The 25,692-nt window shown below is 62.7% G+C and carries 18 protein-coding genes; 9 read left to right on the forward strand and 9 right to left on the reverse strand.

Features of this window, described 5'->3' with window-relative positions; genetic code table 11:
* From repA to AC1ECN_RS28475, 4 genes are all read left to right on the forward strand, one after another.
* A partial coding sequence (gene repA, locus AC1ECN_RS28460; protein WP_477954836.1) for a plasmid partitioning protein RepA occupies positions 1-691 on the forward strand: 691 nt, incomplete at its 5' end.
* On the forward strand, positions 688-1,683 hold the full coding sequence (repB, locus tag AC1ECN_RS28465) for a plasmid partitioning protein RepB (protein ID WP_018071585.1): 996 nt from the start codon (positions 688-690) through the stop codon (positions 1,681-1,683). The genes repA and repB, both read left to right, overlap by 4 nt.
* A gap of 154 nt (positions 1,684-1,837) precedes the next feature.
* Entirely contained in the window at positions 1,838-3,052 is a 1,215-nt protein-coding gene (gene repC / locus AC1ECN_RS28470) for a plasmid replication protein RepC (RefSeq protein WP_477954837.1), read from the forward strand.
* Positions 3,053-3,232: 180 nt separating this feature from the next.
* Positions 3,233-4,366 (forward strand): RHE_PE00001 family protein, encoded by a 1,134-nt coding sequence (locus tag AC1ECN_RS28475; RefSeq protein WP_024321711.1) that lies wholly within the window; start codon positions 3,233-3,235, stop codon positions 4,364-4,366.
* Between the two features lie 220 nt (positions 4,367-4,586).
* Here AC1ECN_RS28475 and AC1ECN_RS28480 read toward each other — a convergent pair whose 3' ends face one another.
* The 3 genes from AC1ECN_RS28480 to AC1ECN_RS28490 are packed head-to-tail and all read right to left on the reverse strand — an operon-like array spanning position 4,587 to position 6,611.
* Positions 4,587-5,297 carry a Bax inhibitor-1/YccA family protein gene (locus AC1ECN_RS28480; RefSeq protein ID WP_018494459.1) on the reverse strand — a complete coding sequence of 237 codons (711 nt, stop codon included), beginning with the start codon at positions 5,295-5,297 and terminating at the stop codon, positions 4,587-4,589.
* Between the two features lie 20 nt (positions 5,298-5,317).
* On the reverse strand, positions 5,318-6,085 hold the full coding sequence (locus AC1ECN_RS28485; protein ID WP_130673886.1) for an anti-sigma factor family protein: 768 nt from the start codon (positions 6,083-6,085) through the stop codon (positions 5,318-5,320).
* Complete coding sequence (locus AC1ECN_RS28490; RefSeq protein WP_130673885.1) at positions 6,072-6,611, reverse strand: sigma-70 family RNA polymerase sigma factor; 540 nt, start codon at positions 6,609-6,611, stop codon at positions 6,072-6,074. Before AC1ECN_RS28490 ends, AC1ECN_RS28485 begins: the two co-directional genes overlap by 14 nt.
* Positions 6,612-6,799: 188 nt before the next feature.
* Here AC1ECN_RS28490 and AC1ECN_RS28495 point away from each other — a divergent pair, with 188 nt between their 5' ends.
* Positions 6,800-7,108, forward strand: coding sequence for a hypothetical protein (locus AC1ECN_RS28495; protein ID WP_018482561.1), 309 nt, complete (start codon positions 6,800-6,802; stop codon positions 7,106-7,108).
* A gap of 19 nt (positions 7,109-7,127) precedes the next feature.
* Here the strand turns inward: AC1ECN_RS28495 and cueR are convergent, their stop codons facing one another.
* From cueR to AC1ECN_RS28520, 5 genes are all read right to left on the reverse strand, one after another.
* Positions 7,128-7,517, reverse strand: coding sequence for a Cu(I)-responsive transcriptional regulator (cueR, locus tag AC1ECN_RS28500; protein ID WP_018494455.1), 390 nt, complete (start codon positions 7,515-7,517; stop codon positions 7,128-7,130).
* 9 nt (positions 7,518-7,526) lie between these two features.
* Positions 7,527-10,052 (reverse strand): heavy metal translocating P-type ATPase, encoded by a 2,526-nt coding sequence (locus AC1ECN_RS28505; protein WP_477954840.1) that lies wholly within the window; start codon positions 10,050-10,052, stop codon positions 7,527-7,529.
* A gap of 75 nt (positions 10,053-10,127) precedes the next feature.
* Entirely contained in the window at positions 10,128-12,767 is a 2,640-nt protein-coding gene (gene treY / locus AC1ECN_RS28510; protein WP_130673883.1) for a malto-oligosyltrehalose synthase, read from the reverse strand.
* Between the two features lie 104 nt (positions 12,768-12,871).
* Positions 12,872-14,950 carry a penicillin-binding protein 1C gene (pbpC, locus tag AC1ECN_RS28515; protein ID WP_130673882.1) on the reverse strand — a complete coding sequence of 693 codons (2,079 nt, stop codon included), beginning with the start codon at positions 14,948-14,950 and terminating at the stop codon, positions 12,872-12,874.
* The gene (locus tag AC1ECN_RS28520) at positions 14,950-20,415 is read right to left on the reverse strand and encodes an MG2 domain-containing protein (protein ID WP_477954842.1); all 5,466 of its coding nucleotides are present in this window, start codon (positions 20,413-20,415) and stop codon (positions 14,950-14,952) included. The genes pbpC and AC1ECN_RS28520 overlap by 1 nt, the downstream gene beginning before the upstream one ends.
* A gap of 198 nt (positions 20,416-20,613) precedes the next feature.
* Here AC1ECN_RS28520 and msrA point away from each other — a divergent pair, with 198 nt between their 5' ends.
* Positions 20,614-21,318, forward strand: coding sequence for a peptide-methionine (S)-S-oxide reductase MsrA (gene msrA / locus AC1ECN_RS28525; RefSeq protein WP_130673880.1), 705 nt, complete (start codon positions 20,614-20,616; stop codon positions 21,316-21,318).
* Between the two features lie 229 nt (positions 21,319-21,547).
* Entirely contained in the window at positions 21,548-21,988 is a 441-nt protein-coding gene (locus AC1ECN_RS28530) for a response regulator (protein ID WP_018071572.1), read from the forward strand.
* A gap of 53 nt (positions 21,989-22,041) precedes the next feature.
* On the opposite strand, the gene AC1ECN_RS28535 is transcribed toward AC1ECN_RS28530, so the two are convergent.
* Positions 22,042-22,782, reverse strand: coding sequence for a TetR/AcrR family transcriptional regulator (locus AC1ECN_RS28535; RefSeq protein WP_130673879.1), 741 nt, complete (start codon positions 22,780-22,782; stop codon positions 22,042-22,044).
* Positions 22,783-23,054: 272 nt separating this feature from the next.
* Here AC1ECN_RS28535 and AC1ECN_RS28540 point away from each other — a divergent pair, with 272 nt between their 5' ends.
* Together AC1ECN_RS28540 and AC1ECN_RS28545 are read left to right on the forward strand one after the other, a co-directional pair.
* Positions 23,055-24,254 (forward strand): multidrug effflux MFS transporter, encoded by a 1,200-nt coding sequence (locus AC1ECN_RS28540; RefSeq protein WP_130673878.1) that lies wholly within the window; start codon positions 23,055-23,057, stop codon positions 24,252-24,254.
* Positions 24,255-24,395: 141 nt separating this feature from the next.
* Positions 24,396-25,688 (forward strand): MFS transporter, encoded by a 1,293-nt coding sequence (locus AC1ECN_RS28545; RefSeq protein ID WP_477954845.1) that lies wholly within the window; start codon positions 24,396-24,398, stop codon positions 25,686-25,688.
* Positions 25,689-25,692 lie beyond the last annotated feature (4 nt).

Genomic DNA, 25,692 nt, shown 5'->3' on the forward strand with positions numbered 1-25,692 from the left:
TTCCGAAGGCGATACGCTCTATGGCGCAATTCGCTATGATGAGGGCCGCAAGCCACTGAAGGAGATCGTCCGCAAGACCTATTTCGACGGGCTGGATCTGGTGCCGGGCAATCTCGAACTGATGGAGTTCGAGCATGAGACGCCACGGGCACTGAACGACCGGCAGCGGCCCGCCGAGCTGTTCTTCCGTCGCGTTGGCGTTGCCATTGCCGAGGTCGAGGCCGACTACGACATCGTGGTGATCGACTGCCCGCCGCAGCTTGGTTACCTCACGCTTGGCGCCGTTTGTGCCGCCACGTCTCTTTTGATCACCATCCATCCGCAGATGGTCGACGTCGCTTCCATGTCGCAGTTCCTGCTGATGACTTCGGATCTGCTTTCCGTCGTTCGCAAGGCCGGCGGCGATCTGCAGCACGATTTCATCAAATATGTCGTCACTCGTCACGAACCTTTCGATGCGCCGCAGTCGCAGATCGTCGCGCTGTTGCGCAGCCTCTTCAGCGACGACGTGTTGACGGCGACCATTCTCAAGTCGACGGCGATCGCCGATGTCGGCCTGACCAAGCAGACGCTCTACGAGATCGAGAAGGGGCAGGTGCGCCGCTCGACCTATGACCGGGCGCTGGAATCGGTCAATGCCGCCAACAGCGAGGTTCTCGCCGGTATTCACAAAGCCTGGGGTCGAGCATGAGCAGACGCGATCGCCTGAAAGGTCTTTTCGACGATACGGCGCAGGAGTTGGCCGCGGCCAACTACGAGGAACCATCTTCGCGCGGATCGGCCGGGCCGGTTCGGACGATGGCGCTGACCCTTGGCCGCATGGAGGAAGAGAGCAGGGCGATGCAGGAGGCTTTGCTCTCCGGTGAACGCATCGTCGAGCTCGATCCTGATCTGATCGATTCCTCCTTCGTCCGCGACCGCCTTGTCGACCAGCCGCTCGATATTGAGGACGAGTTGGTGCAGTCGATTGCCGAGAACGGCCAGGAAGTGCCGATCCTCGTTCGCCGCCATCCCAATGATGAGGATCGCTACCAGATCGCCTACGGCCATCGCCGTCTGCAGGCCGTCAAGCTGCTCGGTCTCAAGGTGCAGGCGATCGTCCGTAAGCTCGACGATACCGATGTCGTCATCGCGCAGGGCATCGAGAATTCGGCGCGTCGGAACCTTTCCTATATCGAGCGCGCGGTCTTTGCCCTCAATCTCGAGCTCAAGGGTTTTGAGCGCCCGGTGATCATGAAAGCGCTGTCGACGGACAAGACGGAGCTATCGAAGCTGATATCCGTTGCAAAAGCTATTCCCGCCGAGATCGTCAGGTCGGTCGGAGCCGCACCCGGCATCGGGCGACGCCGGTGGATGGCGCTAGCCCAGGATTGGAATGGGATGACGGCCGCCCGGCTTGCCAAGCTCATTGCCTCGGGAGGTTTCATGGCGGAAGAGAGCGACCGCCGTTTCGAGCTTTTGGTTGCCGAGCTCGCCAAGAAAGAGGCGAAGCCCGAAACCACGGAATTTGACTGGAAGCCGAAGAGCGGCGGCAAGATTGCCGGCCGAATCAAGAGCGCCGGCAATTCCTTCACGATCGCGTTGAAGACCGGCGATGCGCCGGATTTCGGCGCTTACATTTCACGCCGTCTCGATGAGCTTTATGAAGCCTATCGGGCCGGCAAGTTGCAAGCAGGAGAATAGGCCGCAAAAGAAAAAAGCCTCCGAACGTTGCCGCCGCGGAAGCCTTTCTCATATCTGGACAATCTGAGAATCGCACTTCCTCGAATCACTGTCAAGCGTCTTCGGCATCCTTTTGGGTGGTAGGTTTCTTTTGCCTTGAAAAAAGGTGAGGGACATGGAGCCTCAATATGTATCGACGCCCTTTGGGCGGCGATCGATGACGCTTGGCATGCTGGCAAGCCAGGAAAGCGCCAGCAAGGTCGATCCGGACGCATCGGTCGACAAGTGGAAGATCTTWCGTGCGCTGTGCGAAGCAAAGGACATGATCGGCGTATCCGACCGTGCCCTGGCTGTTCTCAACGCGCTGTTGACCTTCTACCCGAAGAACGAGATTGCCGAGGCCAACGGTTTCGTCGTCTTCCCATCGAATGAGCAGCTGTCGCTGCGCACGCATGGCATGGCCGGCACGACGCTGCGGCGAAACCTGGCGATGCTGGTGGAAGCCGGCCTGATCATCCGGCGGGATAGCCCGAACGGGAAACGTTTTGCCCGCCGCAATGGCGAGGGCGGGCTTGGTGAGGCCTTTGGCTTCAGCCTGGCGCCGCTCCTGGTACGCGCTCGCGAGATCGAGGCGCAGGCGGCTCAGGTAATGGCCGCCAAACTCGAATGGAAGCGCCTGAGAGAGCGCCTGACACTTTGCCGGCGTGACATCACCAAGCTCATCGAGATCGCGCTGGAGGAGGAAATTGCCGGCGAATGGATCGAGATGCAGAAGCATTCCAACCTGCTTTCCGCAAGCCTGCCGCGCCGCCCGTCGACCGCCGAGATGGAAAGCCTGCTGGCTGATCTCGAAGCTTTTCGGCAATTGATCGTCAAGACGCTGGAATCGAAGTCGAAAGCAGAAAAAACAGACGCCAATGATAACCAAAACGGTCGGCACATACATAATTCAAACCCACACCTAATATCTGAACTTGAACCAAGCTTCGAAACGAAGCAGGGCGCAAAGCCGGAGGAAGAATCGCAGCCGTGGCGGGAGCCGCCGAAATCCTTCCCCCTTGCCATGGTTCTGCAGTCCTGCCCGGAGATCGTCGCTTATGGCCCGGGCGGCGGCATTGGCAGCTGGCGGGATCTGATGGCCGCGGCCGTCATCGTCCGTTCCACGCTTGGCGTCAGCCCGAGCGCCTATCAGCTGGCCTGCGATGTCATGGGGCCGGAAAACGCCGCCACGGTGATCGCCTGCATTCTGGAAAGGGGCGGACATATCAACTCTGCCGGCGGCTACCTGCGTGACCTGACGCGGCGGGCGGAGCGTGGCGAATTCTCGCTCGGACCGATGCTGATGGCGCTGATGCGGGCAAATGGTCCGACGACGAGGAAAACCGGATGAACGGCTATGAAAAAGCTTCGCGCCAGCTGCGACGGTTAGAAGCATATGCGGCCGGCAGATCAGGCGTCTTGACGGCTTCCTTTCCCGCAGTTTTGTTGAAAAACACTGTTAACCATGTCATACATGGCGGAAGGAAACATTCGTTTTGCTTCCATTTGTGAAAAACTGTAAAGCTTAACAATGCGCTACGATATTGACGGTGCGATGCTTCAAACCTTGCTTCCAGCCATTGCCGCGGCGGAGGATGCGGTGGCGCGGCTGGACGAACGCGTGCTGCGCTCGCCGGTCGGTGAGGGATTTGCCGAACGCAGCCATTTCTTCGACGCCGCCGGCGCGCTCTGGGTGGCCGGCGAACTCGTGCATGTCGAGGATCTCGTTTTGCACGATGCGCATATGGATAGCCGCGCTCCCACCCACGAACTGACGATCGCCCATTCCGTGCTGCGGGCGCGTCGGCGCATCTGGACCGGCGAACCCTCCTGGGCACTCGGTGTCGCGGGTCTTGCGACGCTGACTGCGACCGGCGGGGAAGGGGAGGGGAAAGTGCCGGACGCGAAGAGCCCCGCAGGTCCGGTCGAGACCGACGAGGAGGGCGAGCATGAAGACGGGCCGCTCGTTGCGGAGATGGCCGAGATCGATGCGCTTCTTGCCCGCTCGCAGAAGCTGCTCGATATCCACACAGGGAAAACGCCGGCAAGCGAGACGGCCGCCATTGTCCCGGCAAGGCGCAACGAAGATCCCCTCGGCTTGCTCGGTGACGACGAGTGGGACGAGGAACAGCGGCTTGCGGAGTGGCGGAGCGTCCAGCCGTTGGCCGACAGCTTGCCGCCGGTTCTCGGCGCCGTCATCCTCTTCGAAGCCTGGGAAAGGATCGAGCCATTGCGGCGTCAGCACTGGCTCGGCGGACTTCTGGTCGCAAGCCATCTACGCGCCCGCGGCAAGGTCGCCTCGCATCTCTTTTCTTTTTACGGCGGGCTGAAGCTGGTGCGCCATGAGCGCCGTCGGGCGCGCGATCGCGCCACGCGGCTGCAAGCCTTTCTGGAGGCGGTGCATCTGGGTGCTGTGGCCGGCCTCAAGGAAATCGATCGTTTGTCCTTGGCACGCACGCAGATGGAGCTGCGCTTTCGCGGCCGCCGTTCAAACAGCAGCCTGCCGGAACTTGCCGATTTCATTCTGTCGCGGCCAATGGTCTCGGCGGCGATGATCGCCCGTCATCTGCGCATCACACCGCGCGGAGCGCTGAACCTCGTCAATGAGATCGGCATTCGTGAAATCACCGGCCGAGGCCGCTATCGCGCCTGGGGCATCATCTAATGCATGTTGCCCAAAAGGGTGCAGCGGTTTTGGGACAACGACATGCATAAAACAAAGACTTAAAGCGCGTCGCATGATTCCCATTTGACGCGATGCGCTTTAAACGAAAACGGCCGGGCGTTGACCCGGCCGTCTCGTTTAGGTGAACACCCGATCTGCCATCCTGTCACAGATTGCAGACCGGGCGCTCTGCGCTTCCTTTGCCCCCAGAAGCGCGGTCCTATTCCCGCTCGCCGGTGAAGTTGAGCAGAAGCTGGAAGATGTTGACGAAGTTCAGGTAGAGCGAGAGCGCACCAAAGACGGCAAGCTTCTGGTTCGATTCCTGATCAAAGTTTTCCGAATACTGTTCCTTGATGTTCTGCGTGTCGTAAGCGGTCAGACCGACGAAGACGACGATGCCGATCACCGAGATCGCAAACTGCAGCGCGCTCGAACCCAGGAAGATATTGACGACCGAGGCGATGATGACGCCGAAGAGGCCCATCATCAGGAACGAGCCCATGCGCGAGAGATCACGCTTCGTCGCATAGCCGTAGAGGCTGGTGGCGCCGAACATCGTCGCGGTGATGAAGAAGGTCCGCGCGATGCTCATCCCGGTGAAGACCAGGAAGACGGAAGCGAGCGACAGGCCCATCACCGCGCAGAAGGCCCAGAAGGTGATCTGAGCGGTGCTGGCCGACATCGTCTGGATCTTGAACGAGAAGAAGAAGACGAAGGCGAGCGGGGCAAGCATCACCACCCACTTCAGCGGCGAGCCGAAGATCGGGACGTAGAGTGCCGGCGTCGAGCCGACGACAAAGGCGACGAGGCCCGTTATGACGAGGCCGAGAGCCATATAGTTGTAGACGCGCAGCATATGCTGGCGCAGGCCTTCGTCGAAGAGGGCCTGGGAGCCGACGACGGCGCCATAGCGGGGATTGATCGGGTTCATGCTGATCTCCTCGGTTTGAATTAATAGAGCGAGCGGGCGAGCCGTTCGGCCGCCTGGTCGAGATTGAGACCGCGATCGTCGGCGATCAGCGCATAAGCGACCTCGCCGATCTGCCAATAGGCGGCTTCTGCTTTTTCCAGCGTGAGATGACTGACCGGCTTGACCTCGAAGGCGCCCGGACGGACGGCAAAAAGCGACAGTTGCTTTCCATCTGCTTGTTCGATCGCCATCTCGACGCTGGGGCCGAATTCGGACGGGAAGATCTGCACGTCGGCAACCTTCCAATCCTTGGGCAGTTCGGGCATCACGATCGCGGTGGCGGCGCGAATATCGTCGGCGCTATAGGTGGCCGGCGTCTGCGGAGGCATCGATTGGCGCAGAGCCGCCGTCTGATAGGCGCGGACGGCATCCTCGACATAGGCGGGTGCCGGAACGGATGCCGCCACCTCGGTCGCCGAAAAGGCGCCGAAGGAATTGTGCGCCACCCAGCCGGCGGCGATCAGAATGCCGACGGCGGCAACGCGCTGCATGGAATGGAAGATGCGGCCATAGGAAAGGCCACGTTCCAGCCGACGGGCGGCATCGCGGGTCTCGGGGCGGCCAAAGGCACTTTCGCCGGCCAGTGCCAGACGCAGTTCGCCCCTCACGCTGAGGTCGGCCATGACCTTGGCGGCAATCGCCGGATTCTCGGAAAGATAGGATTCCACCTGGATGCGACGGGCGACATCGAGCTCGCCATCCACATAGGCGTTAAGGTCGGCATCGATGATCGGATCAACTGCTTTCATTGCCGTTCCCTCCGATTAGTCTCAGATGCGAAACCCGCGGCGTCTTCTCCTCGAATTCGCGCAGTTGCGCGCGCGCGCGGGAGATGCGCGACATCAGCGTCCCCACAGGAATGCCGAGCGCCTGGGCGGCTTCCTGGTAGGAAAGGTCTTCGATCGCGACGAGATGCAGTGCCTCGCGCTGTTCCTCCGGCAGGGCGAAGAAGGCGTCGCGCACCTGCTGCAGGCGCACGGCATGTTCCTGGCCGGCCGGCAGCGATTGCTCGGCTTCGACAGCTGCTTCATCGTGGCGGCGCGTCAGCGACCGGTTCCGGCGAAGACGATCGATATGGGCATTGTGCAGGATGGAGAGCAGCCAGGTGCGCAGGTTGCCGCCGCTGCGGAAGCTCTTTCGCTTCTCGAAGGCGCGCACCAGCGCATCGTGCACCAGATCCTCCGCCTCGTCCGAATTGCGCACCAGCGAGCGAGCGTAGCGCCTCAGCGCTGCAAGCTGTCCGATGACGTCGAAGGGGCGTTCTTTGCGTTCCATGATTGAGTATACGCGCGTGCGGCGGGTTTTATTCCCGACGGAACTAAAAAAAGTCAGGGCGGGCGGAAGACCGTCGCCGGATAGACGTCAAATCCTTCCCCGGCGGAGGAAAGCCTCAAATCCGCGATTGTTTATGACAATTACATGACAGATCATGACGCCGCTGATTTGCAGGGGAACATCAAGAAATGAAGGAAAAGAAGCGGGTCTACGAAGCACTCGTGGACGGCGCCATGGAAGGGCTGACGGATGAGGCGCTCTATGATTTCGTCAAGGCGCGTTGTCCGAAGGCCACCAGCAAGAAGATCGTCCGGGCCTCGCTTCTCGCCCTGATGGATCCTCATCTCAGAGACCGCAATATTCTCGACGTGATCTATGCGCTGGCGATCAAGCATCGGCTGGATGACGGCGTGCTGGACGACGGCGAAGACGAGGAACCCGACGAGCGGGCTCAACCCTCGCAGGCAGCCAACCAGAACATGCCGCAGCTTTCCTGATGCAGGTCGCCTGAAGTGGTCAGCCGCCGTCCGACAGCTCTTCGAGGATCGGACAGTCCGGCCTGTCGTTGCCGTGGCAGGCATGCACCAGGTGCTCCAGCGTCCGGCGCAGTTCCGTCAGTTCGCGGATCTTTCGGTCGATCTCGGCAAGCTTGGTCTGAGCGATATCCTTGACATCGATGCTCGCCCGGTCCTTGTCCTCATAGAGCGCCAGCAATTGCCGGCATTCCTCGACGGAAAAGCCGAGACCGCGCGAACGCTGCAGGAAGCGCAGCTTGTGGACGTCGGTTGCGGCATAGTCGCGATAGCCGTTTCCGCCCCTTTCGGGGCGGATGAGGCCGATATCCTCGTAGTAGCGGATGGTCTTCGAAGGCAGGCCGGTTCGTTCCGATGCTTCGCCGATATTCATCGCCATCTCCTATAGTTTTGCAAAGCGCAGTCTCAGCGCATTTGATATCACCGAGACGGACGAGAGGCTCATCGCCGCCGCGGCGATCATCGGCGAAAGCAGCAGCCCGAAGATCGGGTAGAGTACGCCGGCCGCGATCGGCACGCCGAGCGCATTGTAGCCGAAGGCGAAGCCGAGATTCTGCCGGATATTTTGCATCGTCGCCTCCGCCAACCGTCGTGCCCTGACGATGCCGTTCAGGTCGCCCTTCACCAATGTGATGCCGGCGCTTTCCATCGCGACGTCGGCGCCGGTACCCATGGCGATGCCGACATCGGCGGCGGCGAGCGCCGGTGCGTCGTTGACGCCATCGCCGGCCATAGCGATGATGGCGCCCTTGGCCCGCAACTCGTCGATCAGCGCCTTCTTGCCTTCCGGAAGCACATCGGCGCGGACCTCATCAATGCCGAGACTTTTTGCCACCGCGCGCGCCGTGCGCTCGTTGTCGCCGGTCGCCATGATGATCTTCAGACCGCTCTCGTGCAGTGCCTTGATGGCGGCTGCCGTTGTCGGCTTGATGCGGTCGGCAACGGCGACGAGACCGGCAAGTGCGCCGTCGAACACCACGAACATCACCGTCTTGCCGTCGCCGCGCAGGGCTTCGGTCTTCTCGGCAAGGACCGCTGGATCGATGCCGAGATCGGTAAGCATCGCCGCATTGCCGAGCGCCACCGTCGTGCCGCCGGCACGGCCCTGAACGCCCTTGCCGGTCTTTGCCTCGAAACCGGTGACCTCGACGAAGGGGACACCGCGCTCCTCGGCGCCGGAAACGATCGCTTCGGCCAGCGGATGTTCGGAGCCGCGCTCCAGGCTTGCCGCCAGCGACAGCAGCCGATTTTCCCCGACCCCTCCGAAGCTGACGATGTCGGTAAGCTTCGGCTTTCCCTCAGTCAGCGTACCGGTCTTGTCGACGATCAGCGTGTCGACTTTGGAAAAGCGCTCCAGGGCTTCGGCGTCCTTGATCAGCACACCTTCCTGCGCCCCGCGCCCCGTCGCGATCATGATCGACATCGGCGTTGCAAGGCCGAGCGCACAAGGACAGGCGATGATCAGAACGGCAACGGCGGCAAGCAGACCATTCGCCATGCGCGGTTCCGGACCGATCGCGGCCCAGACGAGGAAGGCGAGGATGGCGGCGGCGACCACCGCCGGCACGAAGATGGCCGACACCCGGTCGACCGCCCCCTGGATCGGCGCTCGCGAGCGTTGCGCCTTGGCGACCATGTCGAYGATACGCGACAGCACCGTGTCTGCGCCGACCTTCTCTGCGGTCATGACGAAGGTGCCGTTCTTGTTGATCGTGCCGCCGGTCAGCGGGTCGCCCTTCGACTTCTCCAGCGGCAGGGGCTCACCTGATATCATCGATTCATCGACCGTCGACTGGCCTTCGAGAACGGAGCCGTCCACCGGCACCCGCTCGCCGGGGCGAACGCGCAGCCGGTCACCAGGCTGGATATCGTCCACCGGCACGTCGCTCTCGCGATCACCGGCATCGATGCGCCTTGCCGTCTTCGGCGCAAGGTCGAGCAAGGCGCGGATTGCCGAGCCGGTGCGCTCGCGCGCTTTCAATTCCAGCACCTGACCGACGAAGACGAGCGCGACGATGACGGCCGCCGCCTCGAAATAGACAGGCACGGCCGCGCCATGGCCATGGAAGCTCATCGGGAAGATGCCTGGTAAAAGCGTGGCGACGACGCTGTAGACATAGGCGGTGCCGACGCCGAGACCGATCAGCGTCCACATATTCGGGCTGCGGTTGACGACAGACGCCCATGCGCGGCGGAAGAAGGGCAGGGCCGCCCAGAGCACCACCGGCGTTGCCAGCAGCAGTTCGATGTAGGTCGCCTGCGGCTCGCCGATCGCTTCCCGGAGCGGCAGGCCGAGCATCGGCCCCATGCTGAGCGCCAGCAACGGTATGGCGAGAATGGCGCTGACCCAGAGCCGCCTCACGAAATCGACGAGTTCCGGGTTCGGGCCTTCGTCATCAGGCGGAATGCCMATCGGCTCCAGCGCCATGCCGCATTTCGGGCAGTCGCCCGGACGATCGCTGACGACCTCAGGGTGCATCGGGCAGGTATAGAGTGTGCCCTTTGGCGCCGGCTTTGCCGGCGGGCGGCTGCCGTCGCGATAGGCTGCGGGGTCGGCTTCGAACTTCGCTTGGCAAGCGGCCGAGCAGAAATAGAATTTTTCGCCCTCGTGTTTCAGAAAGTGTTTCGCCGTCGAGCGATCGACGGTCATGCCGCAGACGGGATCCTTCGCACTCAGGTAATCCTCAGGTGCCGCCGCAAACTTCGTCCGGCAGCCCTCGGAGCAGAAATGATAGGTGCGGCCGTCATGATCGAGCGAGGGCTTGCCCGCCCGTGGATCGACAGTCATGCCGCAGACAGGATCACGGATCATGGCGCTGACAGCCTTCTCCTGTTCATGGCCGCAGTGGCAATGATCGTCGCCGTCGGGGTGGCCGTGAGGGTGATCGTGTTCGTGCTTGATATCCATGACTATCTCCTGGGCCCGGAGGGCCGTTGGATAGGCTTATCCACCTTCCAGCGACTGGAAGGTCAAGCACTATTTTCATGGATATGATCTTTGCGTCGGCTGACCCTCAGTCGGGGTGATCAGCCCGACCGGCTGGCTCCCGAGCAGGGTGGCGACCGAAATGCTGCCCCCGGGCTCGACCGTCTTTCCGGTCAGCAGATCGGCCTTCAGACCGTGAAGCGGGGAGGGGACGGCAATTGCCGTATCCTCCCAGAATTCCGGGCCGGCAAAGAGCACGCCGGGGTCAAGCCAGCCGAACATCAGCCGGGGCGCCGCGATGATTGCGGAGTCATCCTTATGCACCCGGGCAAAAGCAAGCACATGGTCGCGTCGGGCGCCCGTCACCTTCAGCGGCAGATAGTCGCCTCTGGCAAAGAGTTCCGCCTGCCGCTGACGCAGCTGCAGGCCGATCCCGACGAGGCGCTGCTTCAGCGCCGCCGCCTGCAGCTTGGCGATCGGCCCGGCTTCATCGAGCCAGGCCGTCAGCCGCTCATGATCGACGGGCCGGCGGTTGTCGGGATCGACGAGGCTGAAATCGAAACCCTCCGCACCTTGGTAGATATCGGGAATGCCGGGGGCCGTCAGCTTGAGCAGCGTCTGCGACAGGCTGTTGAGGTAACCCGCCGCGATGAAAGGCTGCAGCACCCTTTCGAAATCCTCGAGAAAGACGTCATTGTCAGGCGAGACCAGCGCCGCGGCATAGGTGGTGACCGCTTCCTCGTAGGCGGTATCCTGCTCTGTCCAGTCGCTGCGCAGTTTCGCCTCTCGTACCGCCTTGAGCGCGTAATCGGTGAAGCGTTCGCGGAGTTCTTCTGTCTGTCCTCTGTCGAAATCCTCCGGCCAGATCCCGGCCAGCGCCTGATAGAGCATCCATTCGACATTTGGTTCCGGCGCGGCACCCTCGGGCAGATCCTTCAGCCACGGCCGGTTCATCTCGCGCCAACGCTCGACCGCCTGTGCAAATACATCCGCGCCCTCGCTCAGCGCATAAAGCCTTGCCCGCGCATCCTCGCCGCGTTTGGTGTCGTGGGTGGCGCTTGCCGAAAGCCCATGCGGCTGCAGCCGCGCCCGCTCGGCCATGCGGCGGTGGAATTCCTCCGGGCCGCCAGGCGCCTTGCCCGGTTCGCCGCCGACTTCGTTTGCGGCAAGCAGCCTGTTATAGCGATAAAACAGCGTATCCTCTGTCGCTTTCGCCATCACCGGCCCGCTCAATTGCTGGAAGCGGATACGGAACTCGTGGGCCGCGTCACCTTCGACCTTGCCTTCGAGAAGCTTCAGCACATGGTCGCATGCACGCCGATCGTCGAGCCGCGCCATGGCTTGCGATGCCGTGACGGCAAGCACTGCTGAATCCTGCCAGGAAAGCGGGCCGCCGTCGCCATAGGTGCGGTAGACGGGAAAGGTGATCAGCAGTTCACTGAGGGCGGTGGCGATCTCGTCTCTTTTTAACTCGGGAAAGATGCCTGCAGCGATCGACACCAGCCTGTCGGTCTCGCCAGCGAAATTGCGTTCGACCATCAGTCGCTTGGCAATTCGCCGGCCCTCCTCGAGATCACCCGTGTCGGCGGCGATGCTGCGATAGGCATCGTCCAATATGCGCAGGCCGCCGCCGTCGATGAACAGCTCGCTCAGGGCAGCGATGAATTCATATCCCGTGGTGCCGGCGATCGGCCAGCTTTCTGGCAGGACCTCACCGGCTCCCAGGATCTTTTCGACGACGATATAGGTGTCCGGTCCGGCCGCCTCCCGCAGCCTGTCGAGATAGGCCTTAGGTTCGGCGAGCCCGTCGACATGGTCGATGCGCAGGCCCTGGACCTTGCCATGGCGCACCAGCTCGATCACCAGCCGATGCATGTCCTCGAACACGGCGGGATCTTCGACGCGTGTGCCGACCAGTCCGGTCACCTCGAAAAAACGGCGATAGCTCAGATGTCGTGCCGCCGCCTTCCAGTGCGTCAGCCGCCAATGCTGTGCCTCATGCAGGCTTCTCATGAAATCGCGATCTGCCGAGACGTCATCGAGTTTTTGCTCAAGGACTGCCCGATCGCCGCCTTCGAAGAGGATGTCTCGCATCGCACGGTTGAAGTTGTCGCCGGAGGTCACGGCCGCCGCCTCCGCCATCCTCATTGCCACCGGATCGTCGAGCCGGTTGGCAATCGCTCCGTAACTCCCGGGTTTCAGCGGCAGCAGCGTCTCGAAATAACGGAACACGAAGTTGCCAAGCGTTTCGTCGAGTGCGATGCGCAGCTCGCCGTCGGCCAGCGCGCGATCGAAATCCTGGCCGAGCTGCGGCAGGGTCAGCGGCTCGCTCCAGTCGATGTCGAAGTGGCGGAAATAGGCGCTCTGCCGGCCGAATGTCAGCACGTCACGCCACCAGCCGTTTTCCGGCGAGGCTGCCATGTGGTTCGGCACGATGTCGAGGATCAGCCCCATGCCCGCCGAGGGAAGACTTTCCGTCAGCCGGTCGAATCCGGCCCGGCCGCCGAGCACCGGGTCGATTTCGTTGGCGTCGGTGACGTCATAGCCGTGGGTCGAGCCACTGACGGCGGTGAAGATCGGCGAGGCATAGAGGTGGCTGATGCCGAGTGTCTTGAGATAGGGGACGAGCCCGCGGGCGCGATCAAAGGTCATGCCGTTGCGGAATTGTATCCGGTAGGTCGCTGTCGGAAGTGTCATGGGGCCTTCTGACGTTGGAAGGAGATTGTCCCCAACGGTTGCAGCGCGGCTTTTGTTCCCTTACTGCGCCCGCGTGTCTTTTCAGGCGCGCAATGAACGATGCTTCACTCGATGAAAACGCCGACGCTTGCGGCGCGTCCGGCCGAGTCGATAACGGTCAGTTTCGAGTAGCCGCCGCCATCAGGCAGCCATTGCTGGATGCGCCGGCGGGAGAGGTCGGGCAGCGGCTTGCCGTTGGCAAGCCAGCGGAAGGGGGCGCGGCCGCCCTGGAGCTTCAGCATCAGCGGTGACAGGTTGCCTTGCCCAGCGCCGAGATCGACATGCGCGCCCTCGGGCGGATAGATGATCTGCGGTGCGGCCTCGCGGCCGGAGGTGAGCAGGCCGCTGGCATTGAGGGCGAAACGCCGCTGGCTGATCGGCAGCTCGGACTGGGCGATGCGTACGGCGCCTGCAGGCGGGCGGGGCAGCGGCGTCGTCGCGATGCCTGACTTGGCGAACCCTTCAAAGAGGATGGGCGCGGCGGTACCATAGCCCGTCAATCCCGGCACGGCGCTATTGTCAGGTCGTCCGACCCAGACGCCGAGCACATAGCGCCCGTCATAGCCGACCGACCAGGCGTCGCGATAGCCATAGCTCGTGCCCGTCTTGTAGGCGATGCCGCGTTGCGGCGCGCCGGCGGGGGGAATGACGCCGGAGAGAATATCGGCGACGTTCCAGACTGCGACCGGCTCCAGCAGCGGTTCGCCGTCGAGCTTGCCCGGTGCGCCGGTGACGCCGTCGCCGAGCCTTGCCGGTTGGCCGCGATTGGCGAGCGCCGTATAGAGCTGCACCAGATCCTTCAGGGTGATGCCGACGCCGCCAAGCCCGATCGCAAGCCCCGGCGTCTCATTCGGCGGCAGGACCGGGCGTACCTCGGCGCGGCGGAAGCGCCCCATCAGCCGTGACGGCCCGACGGCATCGAGCAGCTTGACGGCCGGCACATTCAGCGAAAGCTGCAGCGCCTCGCGCACGGTGACGTCGCCCTGGTAGCTCATGTCGAAATTGCGCGGCCGGTAGCCGAAGAAATCGGCGGGCCGGTCTTCGATGATCGTCTCCTGGGACACCAGGCCCTGCTCGAAGGCCAGCCCATAGATGAAGGGCTTCAGCGTCGAGCCCGGCGAGCGGTTGACGCGCGTCATGTCGATCCAGCCGGAGCGGCTGGCGTCGAAATAATCGGCCGAGCCGACCTCGCCGACGATCGCGCCCGTCTGCGCATCCGCCATCACCATGGCAAGCGAAAGCTTCGGCCCGAGCTTGAATGCCGCTGCCCGCGCAACCGCCTCCAGCCCCTGCTGCACCTGCTTCTTCAGTGTCGTCTGGTGCTTGAGGACCGTCGGCTCCTTGCGCAGTGCTGCTTCGGCGACATGGGCGGCAAGTGCCGGCAATTGTATGCGCTGGGGCGGGACCGCGACGCCTTCGGCCCGTTCCGCTTCGCCGTCACCAACGGCTCTGGCGACCGCCACCCGGTCGAGCACACGCTTGCGTGCGGCCTCGGCTGCCTTGAGATTGCGATCCGGCCGGCGCCGTTCCGGCAATTGCGGCAGGGCGACGAGCAGGGCTGCCTCGGCGACCGTCAGGCGCCGCGGTTCCTTGCCGAAATAGGCAAGGCTTGCGGCGCGCACGCCTTCCAGATTGCCGCCATAGGGCGCGTGCGTCAGATAGAGGTCGAGGATCTCTTCCTTCGACAGCCGGCGTTCGATCTGCACGGCGCGCACCAGTTGCAGCAGTTTTGCCGAAAGCGAGCGTCCTTCGCGCGGCTCGATTAGCCGCGCCACCTGCATCGAAAGCGTCGAGGCGCCGGAGACGATACGGCCGTTGCTGGCCAGTTGCACGGCAGCGCGCCCGAGCGCCCAGAGGTCGACGCCGCCGTGTTCGTAGAAACGCTGGTCCTCATAGGCGATCAGCATGCGCAGGAATTGCGGATCGACGTCGGAGACCGCCGTCGTCAGCCGCCAGCGGCCTTCCGACGTCGCAAACGCGCGCAACAATTGTCCGTCGGCATCGAGCACCTCGGCGGACACCGCATTTGCCCTGTCGAGCGGCGGCGGAAAGGCCTTGTCGGCGGCATCGAGCGCAAAGAGAGCCGCGCCGGCAAGAACGATGCCGGCTGCGGACCCGATCGCAAACTTGTGCCACCGCCTCATTATTGCGCCGTCACGACCTCCATCTTGCCGGTTGCCGTGCGGGCCGAAAGCTCCGGCCGGTACATGTCCTCGACGTTTGCGGCCGGATGGTCGTAGCTGCCAGGGGTAACCGCGCGCACGACATAGGCGACGTTGAATTCGCGCTCGTCGCCTTCTGCGCGGTTGAAGGCGGCAACGAAGCGATCGTAGCGGAATTCGGTATGGGCAGCGGAGATCTCTCCGATCCAGTCGAAATTCGTCATCTGCGCGCTGTCGACGAGGTTCGGATTGTCGATCTCGAAGCCGGCCGGCAGAAGATCGGTGATGACGATGCGCGAAGGCCAGGCGTTGGTTTCGCGCACATGGATGACGACGACGTAGCGCTCGTTCTGCTTCGCCTCGCTGACATTCGCCTCTTCGCCGTCGAGTGTGTAATAGGTGCGCTCGATGGTGAAGCCGTCGCCGCCGGCCGGCAACGGCACGGTGGGCGCGGCAACCGTGGTGACGACGGCCGAAACCGCGTCACCCGTCTGGTTGGTCAGCGTCAGCGGATGGTCGCTCAGCGCATCGCCGGATATCTTCGCCATATAGGCACCGGTATGCGGCGCGCCGTTGACATCGACCTTGAGGCCGTCGTCACCGCCCTGGATGGCGCGGGCGGCAAGCAGCATCCAGGCCTCTTCCTGGGTGCTCTTATATTTGCTGCGACCCCATTCCTTGGTGACGGCCTTGGCAAGCTCCGGGATGACAGGCGGCACCGGCCGGCTTTCGGCCGCGAGCGCCAGGATCGCCGCCCCGTCGCGCAGGATCGTGCCGTAGTCGGTGCGCGACAGGTTCACGCGTGACACCGTCGACTGCTCCGACATCTGCAGCGCATCGAGGAAGATGGTCTTTGAACGCTGCGCATCGCCGTAGAGCGCGAGTGCCGCGGCGATATGCGCCTTGGCGAGTGGCGTCGGAAAGTCGTTGATCATCGTATCGGCATAGTAGCGCAGATCGMTGATCGCAGCCTTCTTGTTGCGGGCAAGGACGTAGACGGCATAGGCGATCTGGTCGCCCTGGCCCTTGATGTCGGTGGTGTAGGACAACGTGTTCTGCAGGTTTTCGAGCGCCTGCACGAAAGCCCTTTCCGGCACGTCGTATTTCATTTCGCGGGCCCGCGTCAGGAAATCGGTGACGTAGGAATCGAGCCAGACATCGCCCGAATCCGGTCCCCAGAGACCGAAGCTGCCGGCCGAGGCCTGATAGGAGAGCACGCGGTAGATCGCATCCTGCACGCGCTTCTTCACATCGTCGTCGTTTTCCATGCCCGCCTGCTTCGCCACTTCGGCGAGGTAGAGCAGCGGCAGCGCCCGGCTGGTGGTCTGCTCGGCGCAGCCGAAGGGATAGCGGTCGAGCGTCATCAGCAGTGCTGGAATATCGAAGGCGGCCGAACGGGTGACGCTGACGCTGATCGAGGCGCCGGGCAGCACGCTGTCGGCGAGCAGGTTCTTGTCGACGGTGAGCTTTGCCCCTGGCTTCAGCGCCAGCACCCTGCGTTCGGTAATCGGCAAGGAGGCCGGGCGCACCGGCACGTCGACCGTCTGGTCGAGCGAAAGGCCGGAAGCGTCGGAAAGCTTGATCGAGACGCTGCCGGCGCCCGGCTGTTTGCCGATGAGCGAAAGCGTCAGCTCGGATTTCGCGCCGGCCTCGAGACGGATTGTCTGCGAGGCGGACGCTTCATCGATGCCGACCGCGTCATTGCCGGTCAGCTGCAGTTTGTAATCGCCGGCCGGCGCATCGGTGTTGGCGATGTCGAGGCGCAGATTGGCCTTGTCGCCGGGGGCGAGGAACTTCGGCAGGCTTGCGGTCACCACGACAGGATCGCGGATGATGACATCCTTGACGCCATGGCCGACGCCTGATTTCGACCAGGCGACCGCCATGACGCGCGCCGTGCCGTTGAACTGGGGAATGTCGAAGGAGACATTGGCCTTGCCTTCGGCGTCGAGCTTCACCGGCCCGGAGAAGAAGGCGACGAGCTTCTGCGTCGGCGGGCTTGCCTGCAGTGCCACGGCACCGCCATCGCCGCCGGTCCGGAGCTTGCCGGTGGCGCCCAGCGACCCGTCGATCAGGCGGCCATAGAGGTCGCGGATTTCAAGGCCGAGCTGGCGCTGGCCGAAATACCAGTCCTCGGGATTCGGCGGTTCGTAGCGCGTCAGGTTGAGAATGCCGACATCGACGGCGGCAACCGTCACATAGGCATCCTCGTTGGCGCCGGCGCCCGCCACCTGCAGGCCGATATTCAACGGTCCGCGCGGCAGCATCTTTTCGGGTGTTGCGAGCGTCACCTGCAGCGCCCGCTGTTCAGGATCGACTTTCAGCCATTTGATGCCGATCGAGCGCATCGGCATGTGGCTGTCCTGCGCGTCGCCGGGGCGGAAGAGCGTGGCCGTGACATAAGCGCCGGCACCCCAGTCTGATGTAACGGGGATGTCGACCTCGCCGCCGGTCTCGCCGATCGTGGCGTTCTGTACGGCGACCAGCTTTTCGGTTCCGGCCGTCACCATCAGCTCGCCGCCATAGCGCGAGGTGACTTTGAGCTTGGCGGTTTCGCCGATCTTGTAGCTGTCCTTGTCGAGGGCGATTTCCAGCCCGTCGGGCGTTTCGGTCGAGGTCGAGGTCACGAACCAGCCGGCGTCGAATTCGACGCTGGAAGTCGGGCCGTCGGCATCGGGGCTTTCCACTTCGAGACGATAGCGGCCCCAGGTCACCGGCACGGAGATCTTGCCGCCGTCCATCGTCGCGTCGACGCTGCCGTTGGAGACCTGCTCGGCGGTGTAAACAGGCTCGTATTTCCAGGCCGTTCCCTCGCGATACCACTGATATTCGCGGTTGAGGCTATAGAATTTCCAGCGCAGGCCCTTCGTCTCCTGCTTCTGTCCATCGGCCTTGACGCTGATCACCGTGAAGTTGGCGATCGCGTTCTCCGGCAGATCGTCGGAAAATTCCGGCTTGATGCCGATCGAAGCGCCCTGGTTCTTCACCGGAATGGTCAAGGAGCGCTCGATGGCGCGGCCACCCGCCTCCTGCATGCGCATATAGACGGTGGCGTTGAGCAACTGTGTCGTTGCCGGCAGGTCGCTGATGGTCAGGTCGGTCGAGGCTTCGCCGTTCTCGTCGAGTTCCGGCAGGCCGTCGATCGGCAGGCGCGAATCCTCGCTCGCTTCTTCGTCGGCGAGGCCGAAGAGGAAGCCCTTGTAGGCCGCACTCTCGCGCGTCGGCTTGACGACGACGTCGCCTTCGAGCGTCAGGCCGGCGGCCGGGGCGCCGTAGAGATATTTGCCCGAAACCGTAATCGTCGCAGGCGTGTCCGGACCGACTTCCTTGGCCTCGGTCTTGATCTCCATGTCGGTGCGATCGGGGACGAAATCATCGACGAGGAAACTCTTGGTGGCGATCGCGCTGCCTTTGGGATCGGTATAGATGTTCATCGTCCAAGTGCCGCGCATGGCGTTTTCCTGGGTCGGGAAATCGATGGTATAGCCGCCGAGATTGCTGGTCTGGCTGACGATCCGCCGATCTTCGACACCATCTGGACGGCTGAAGATGAAGGTGAGCGGCAGGTTGTCGATGGCGTTGCCGCCGGTGTCGCGGGCAAGTGCCTGGGCATGCACCGTCTCGCCGGCGCGGTAGATGCCGCGTTCGGTAAACGTCAGCACGTCGATCGCGCCGGGTGCGGCACGGCCCGTCACGCCTCGGTCGGAGAGGTCGAAGCCGGCGCGCGTCATGTCGAGGAAGACATAGTCCGACGTGCCGTTTTTGGCGGTGATGACGGCCGGCGTCAGCGCCGCCGTGCCGCGGATCAGGCCGGCGGTGAAGGTGGCGCGGCCGTCAGCGTCGGTCGTCGCAGTGCCGAGCACCTCATTGTTCTTGGCGAGCAGCTGCAGTTCGACGCCTGATATCGGCTTTGCCGAGGCGAGCGAGCGAGTGAAGACGTTGAGCCCGTCCGTGCCGGCATAGGTGGTGACACCGATATCGGAGACCAGGAACCATTGCGTCGCCTGCGAATCCCAGTCCTGCGCGGGGCCGTTTGCAGCCGTTGCGGTCATCACGTAAATGCCGGGCTTGCGCTCGGGCAGCGCCTCATCGACCGGAAAACTGGTGACGATGTCCTTGTTGAGCTCGTTGGCGATCTCGATCGAGCCCTGCCAGACGAGTTCGCCGCTCTGGTCCTCAATGTTCTGGGCGCTGTAGCCGTCGAGCTGGGTCAGGAACTGCGAATTGGTCAGCAGCGGCGCGATGGCGCGATCGCCGATGCGGTAGAGTTTGAGGTTCGCCGACGTCATGTTGACGGAAACGATCGGGATGCCGCGGCGCGCCGTCGAGGGCAGCACGAAGCTGTCACCGGTGAACCGCACCATCTGGCTGCGGTCCTTGATGTAGACGTCGACGCTGACAGGCGCTTCCAGAACTTCATCGACGGCGGATGGCAGGCCGGTCCGGAAGGCGATTTTGTAGGTCTCGCCATGCGTCAGCCCCTCGACGCAGATCTGCTTGTCCTTGGTTTCGAGCGCCTTTGGTGCTTCGCCGTTCAGCGTCACGAAGGGCGTGTAGTCGGTGGTTTTGACCAGCGCCTCGGAGAAGGTGACGCAGGCACGTGGCGTAGCGCTGTCGGCATCGACAGTGTGTTCGGTGATGCGGAAGCCCTGCGTCGATTTCAGCTGCAGGTAGGCCGCCTGCACATCCTTGGCGCCGACAAGCGCCAGGCTCGCCTTATAGGCGTCGAGCGCCGGGCGGTAGTTGGCATTCCGCTCCAGCGCAGTGGCGAGCACGGCCAGCGCCTCGGCGCGTTTGGCGGTGGTGCGCGTCAGCGCGTAGCCGTTCAGCGCGTCGAGCACGGCCTGGCCGGTCGTGTTGCTTTCGCCGCTGCCAAGCGACGCTGCGGCGCGGGCGGTTTCGAGCCAAAGATCGGCATCGTCGGGCGTGATCGACAGCGCACCGTGGAAGGACTTCAGCGCGTCGGCCAGGTTGTTGGCAGTGAGGTCGATGCGGGCATTGGCCGTCAGGCTGTCGACGCCCTGGCCCTGCTGGTCGTCAGGGAGTTCGAGATTGTCCTTGAAATCATGGGCCTGCTGGATGAGGTCGCTGGTCAGGAAGGTGAGGCGCGGCGCAGCCCCGATATCCGGCTCGTGCTGGCCGGCCGTTTCGACGATCTTGCCGGCGATGGCGCCGGGGAAGGCGTTCATCGTCTTGAAATCGGATTTCAGGAAGCACCATTTCACCTTGGGATTGTAGGTGAAGGCCTTGCAGCTCTTGTCGCCGATACAGGAGGTTTTGCACTGATCGAGCGAGACGTTCTGTTCGGTGCGAAGATCGAAGCCGAAGAAATCGGCGTCCTTGATCGTCTGGATGTCGCGCTTGGTGTCCGCAGCGGCGGCGGGAAAGCTGATGGCGATCATGGAAAATGCGATTGTCGCGAAAGCGAAGAACGAGCGCACGGACATAGGTTCCCCCCGGAAATGCTGGCTCTGACCGGCGGCACTCTCCTCACTCCTCGCGAGATTGTCAACTCAAGTTGAGCGCTGTTTCATGTTCGCACAGGCGCTTTCGTCTGGCTGTCACATCGGCGTGAGTGACCGCCTTGTGATTTGCGACTTTTGCAAGGATKAGCAAGGATTTGGACCATCGCAGGAGGTAGCGCCATGTCCACGTCTTCCCACCGCAGGAGCCTTGCCGCGCTCCTTGCCGCCACCATTTTCTCGCTCGGCGTGTGTGCCGCACGCGCGGCCGAGGATGCCGTCGTCATCCCGCCGCCGGCCGTTGACGAGGCTGCCGGGCCAGGCACCGAGACGGCCATTTTCGCCGGCGGCTGTTTCTGGGGCGTCCAGGGCGTCTTCCAGCACGTGAAGGGTGTCGAGAGTGCCGTCTCCGGTTATGCCGGCGGCGACGCCAAAACGGCGCAGTACGAAACCGTCAGCGCCGGCTCGACAGGTCACGCCGAATCCGTGCAGGTGAAGTTCGATCCGAAACAGGTGAGCTACGGCAAATTGCTGCAGATCTTCTTCTCGGTGGCACACAATCCGACGCAGCTGAATTTCCAGGGTCCGGACCGGGGAACGCAGTACCGTTCGGCGCTGTTCGTCTCGGATCCGCAACAGCGCAAGGTCGCCGAGAGCTATATCAGCCAGCTCGACAAGGCGCATGTCTTCTCGCAGCCAATCGTCACCAAGGTCTCTGATGCCACCGGCTTCTACCCTGCCGAGGCCTATCATCAGGACTTCCTGACGCTCAATCCGACCTATCCCTATATCGTCTACAACGACTTGCCGAAAATCGAGAACCTGAAGTCGCTGTTTCCGGTCGACTACCGCGGCAAACCGGTCCTCGTGCTGAAGGCCAAGGGCTGATTAATCCTCCCCGTCGTGCGTTATCAAGGCGGCCATGGTGCCGCCTTTTTGCTTCAGCTTTTGACATTTTAAGAATTTATCAACGTTAACAATATCTTAAATACAAAAAATGGCGTTCCACCGCGGAACATATCGTTGAGTTGCCCGTTACCATCCTGAGTTTCGCGTGGGATAGGCTGCCGGAGCGGATCCCTCTTTAGAAGTATGGGCGTAACCAAGGGGACGTATCATGGCCACCAATGTCGTGCGGCGCTGGCAACGAGATGATCTCATGAAACAGAGAGTATTGATCGTCGAAGATGAATTCCTGATCGCGCTCGATCTCGAGGCGACGGTGGAAGGCATGGGCATGCAGGTCGCGGGCCTTGCGAATGATCGCGAACAGGCGCTGCGGCTGGCGCCGCTTGCCGATATCGCTTTCGTCGACGTCAATCTCGCCGACGGCCCGACCGGGCCTGAGATCGGCCGACAGCTGGCGGAAGAGCATGGCATTGCCGTCGTCTTCATGACCGGCAATCCCGAGGTGGTCGCCGATGGCGTCAAGGGCGCGGTCGGCGTGGTCCAGAAGCCGGTCATGCCTTCGGTTGTCGAGCAGCTGGTGAAATATCTGGCCGCGCGCCGCGTCGGCATGTTCGCGGTCGTGCCCGCACAGATGACGATCTTTGCCTGATCGGCCGGCCTGATCTGCCGGCTTTATCTGCCGGCTTTATCTGAAAGACCTGATCAGCCTGATATGGCTGCGAGCTGCGGCGGATGGCCGGCCTTTTCGGCCTCCGGACTGCCATAGGCCTTGAGGAAGGTACGCACGGCGTTGCGCGCCGCCTTTTCCAGTTCTTCATCGGTGGGTGTTGCGCCAAGAAGGATCATCATTTGCAGGTCGGCATTGCCAAGCGCCACGAATTGCCGGGCGGCGACGTCGAAATCGTCGATGACGAGCGCTTGCTTGTGGGCAAGCCGCGCAAAAAGTGCGGAAAGTGCCGTGGTCAGCTTGCCCGGCCCCTGCTGGCGCCAGGTTTCGAAGAGGTGCGGATATCGCTCGCCCTCGGTCTGCACCAGCTTGCGCAGGAATTTTCCGTCGTGGTTGCAGATGCAGTTCTTGTTGAGGCGCACGGCGAAGGCCGTCAGCTCGTCTTCCAGATTGTCGACACGATCCGGGAAGGTCGACAGCACGGAGAAGAGCATGGCGTTGGCGCGGTTCATGACGTCTTCGACGACGGCGACGAACAGCGTTTCCTTCTCCCGGTAGTGATTGTAGATCGTCTGGCGCGAGACACAGGCGACGGCGGCGATCTCGTCGATGCTGGCGCCGGCAAAACCCTGGCGGCAGAATACATCGGCCGCGGCATCGAGGATCGACATGCGCTTGGCGCATTGTCCGCGCTGCGTATGCCCCGTCATCCGCGCTGCCGGTGTCATGCGATCTTTCATGAGAGCGAAGATAAGACGTCTTGACGTTTTAGACAATGGCGTCTAGATTTACATCTGTGTCCAAATTTGTTGACACTCCTGGTTCCGCCGCTGAAGATATGAGCTCCCAACTTCGTCTTCGCGCGAACGATCATCATTGAACCCGCGCATCGGGCCGAAAATCGGAACCGATTTTCGGAAAGCACGATGCGAGATTGAAAGTGTTAGAGCGTCCTTTGTGCGTCCGAGAGGACGCACGGCGCTCTCAGAGCAATGCGGCGGAGTGACAATCCGGTACCTCCGCTGCGCTTTTATGAAAGATCACCATTATGACGGCTCCCTTCTTTCGCATTGCCCTCATTCTCGGCCTTCTGTCGGCCATCGGGCCTTTCGCCATCGACATGTATCTGCCCGCGCTGCCGTCCATCGGCCAGGACCTGCATGCCGATAACAACGTCACCCAGCTTACCCTTCTCGCCTTCTTCATCTCCTTTGCGCTCGCCCAGCTCGTCTACGGTCCGCTGTCGGATATGTGGGGCCGCAAGCTGCCGCTCTATCTCGGCATCGGCCTCTTCGCCATCGCCTCGATCGGCTGTGCGCTGGCGACCGACATCGAAACGCTGATCGCCTTCCGTTTCGTTCAGGGTATCGGCGGTGCTGCCGGCATGGTCATTCCGCGCGCCATCGTTCGCGACATGCATACCGGCGTACAGGCTGCCCGCCTGATGTCGCTGCTGATGCTGGTCTTCTCGATCTCCCCGATCCTGGCGCCGCTGACAGGCAGCGCCGTCATCGAGTTCTACGGCTGGCGCGGGGTATTCTGGGCCGTGACGATCGCCGCCTTCATCGGCCTCGTCCTGCTCGCCACCCAGCTTGACGAAACCCGTTCGGCGAACGAACGCAGCGGCAGCGGTCTGAGCAGCGCCATGGCGGCTTACCGCCTTCTGCTGACCGACCGCAATTTCCTGACGCTCACTTTCATCGGCGGCCTCGGCATTTCGAGCTTCCTCGTCTATCTCGCCAACTCGCCCTTCGTGCTGATCCAGCATTACGGGCTGACGCCGACGCAATACAGCTTCGCCTTCTCGATCAACGCCGTGTCTTTCTTCGCGGTATCGCAGGCGACGGGCTGGCTCGGCGAGCGTTTCGGGCTGGTGCGCGTCATGCGGATTGCGGTCAGCGCTTACGCGCTTGCGATGGTCGTGATGGCGGTGGTGATGGCGTCCGGCTTCAACCAGCTGCCTGTCCTGGCGACCTTCCTGTTCATCGGCTACGGCTTCCTCGGCCTCGTCATCCCGACAAGCGCAGTGCTTGCGCTCGAGGATCACGGCGAGATCGCCGGTACCGCCTCGTCGCTGATGGGCACGCTGCATTTCGTGATCGCCGCCGTCGCCATGGTCATATCGAGCGTCTTCTTCGACGGCACAGCCGTTCCGATGGCCGCCGGCATCGCGCTCTGCGCCTTCTCAGCCTTCGCGCTGACGCAGCTAACGATCGGCCGCCGCGCCGCCGTCGCCGCTGCCGAATGATCTGAAGACTGGTCGCACCCGGTGTCCGGGTGCGACCTGATGATCCGTTCGCGGCCCCCGAGAAAATGCAACGCGCAATTGATTATCGGCAGGCCGCGCTATCTACGCCATGACGAAGCATGGTCATACCGGAGGATACTTATGGTCGACGAGAAGCGGCTGATCTCGAAAATCACCTGGAAGCTGATGCCCTTTCTCGGCATCCTTTATCTCATCGCCTATATCGACCGGCAGAACGTCAGCTTCGCCAAGCTGCAGATGGTCGATGCCCTCGCAATGAGCGAATATGCCTACGGCCTCGGCGCCTCGCTGTTCTTCATCGGCTATTTTCTCTTCGAGGTGCCAAGCAACCYCTTCCTCGACAGGCTCGGCGCCCGTGTCTGGTTCGCCCGCATTCTGGTCTCCTGGGGCATCGTCACCATCGCGCTCGCCTTCACGCAGAACGCGACGATGTTCTATATCCTGCGCTTCCTGCTCGGTGTCTGCGAAGCCGGCTTCTTTCCTGGCGTCCTCTATCTGCTGACGCTGTGGTTTCCCTCGGCCTATCGCGGCAGGATGGTCGGACTGTTCATGATCTTCAGTGCGATTGCCAATGCCGTCGGTGCGCCGCTCGGCGGCGTACTGCTCGATCTCGATGGTCTCTACGGCTTTGCCGGCTGGGAGTGGGTCTTCCTGGCGACCGGTGTTCCGGCTGTCATCGCCGGCATCGTCACCTTCTTCTATCTTCCCGGCCGGCCTGAAAGTGCAAGCTTTCTGAGCAGCGAGGAGAAGGACTGGCTCGAACGAAGGCTCGCCTCTGAAAATGCCGGCATGGGCGAGGATGCCGGAAACGGCTTCAAGGCGCTCATCGACCCGCGCGTCCTGCTGATGGCGCTCTGCTATGTCGCCTTTCCGCTTTCGGCCTACGGGCTGAGCTATTGGCTGCCGACGATCGTCAAGGCTTTCGGTGTCAGCAACACGGTGAACGGGTTCCTCAACATCATTCCCTGGGTGCTGGTCGCGATCGCGCTTTATGCCGTTCCCGCCATGGCCGACAAGTCGCAATCGAAGACGCCCTATATCGTCATTCCCGCTGTCATCGGCGCCGCCTGCCTGCTGCTCTCGGCGCTGATCCCTAACCACACCTTGCAATTCGCCTTCCTCTGCGTCGCCGCTGCCGGGATCTTCGCCCCCCAACCGGTGTTCTGGAGCCTGCCCTCCCGTTTTCTCAAGGGCGCGGGTGCTGCAGCCGGCCTTGCCGCCATCAATTCGGTCGGAAATCTCGGCGGTTTCGTCGCCCAGAACGTCGTGCCCTGGATCAAGGATGAGAGCGGCAGCACGATCGCGCCGATGTTCTTTCTCTCGGCCTGCCTTGCGGTCGGCGCCCTGCTGGTCTTCGTCGTCACGCGTCAGCTGTCGCACAGGGAGCATCCGGCGGCTCCAAGCCGGGTTTAGGCCG

Source organism: Rhizobium sp. 01N447_2 (assembly GCF_056399245.1).

Coding starts and splice junctions, on each gene's coding strand:
- repB (WP_018071585.1), top strand. CDS start 688: ATGAGCAGACGCGATCGCCTGAAAGGTCTTTTCGACGATACGGCGCAG.
- AC1ECN_RS28475 (WP_024321711.1), top strand. CDS start 3,233: ATGCGCTACGATATTGACGGTGCGATGCTTCAAACCTTGCTTCCAGCC.
- AC1ECN_RS28480 (WP_018494459.1), bottom strand. CDS start 5,297: ATGAACCCGATCAATCCCCGCTATGGCGCCGTCGTCGGCTCCCAGGCC.
- AC1ECN_RS28485 (WP_130673886.1), bottom strand. CDS start 6,085: ATGAAAGCAGTTGATCCGATCATCGATGCCGACCTTAACGCCTATGTG.
- AC1ECN_RS28490 (WP_130673885.1), bottom strand. CDS start 6,611: ATGGAACGCAAAGAACGCCCCTTCGACGTCATCGGACAGCTTGCAGCG.
- AC1ECN_RS28495 (WP_018482561.1), top strand. CDS start 6,800: ATGAAGGAAAAGAAGCGGGTCTACGAAGCACTCGTGGACGGCGCCATG.
- cueR (WP_018494455.1), bottom strand. CDS start 7,517: ATGAATATCGGCGAAGCATCGGAACGAACCGGCCTGCCTTCGAAGACC.
- treY (WP_130673883.1), bottom strand. CDS start 12,767: ATGACACTTCCGACAGCGACCTACCGGATACAATTCCGCAACGGCATG.
- pbpC (WP_130673882.1), bottom strand. CDS start 14,950: ATGAGGCGGTGGCACAAGTTTGCGATCGGGTCCGCAGCCGGCATCGTT.
- msrA (WP_130673880.1), top strand. CDS start 20,614: ATGTCCACGTCTTCCCACCGCAGGAGCCTTGCCGCGCTCCTTGCCGCC.
- AC1ECN_RS28530 (WP_018071572.1), top strand. CDS start 21,548: ATGGCCACCAATGTCGTGCGGCGCTGGCAACGAGATGATCTCATGAAA.
- AC1ECN_RS28540 (WP_130673878.1), top strand. CDS start 23,055: ATGACGGCTCCCTTCTTTCGCATTGCCCTCATTCTCGGCCTTCTGTCG.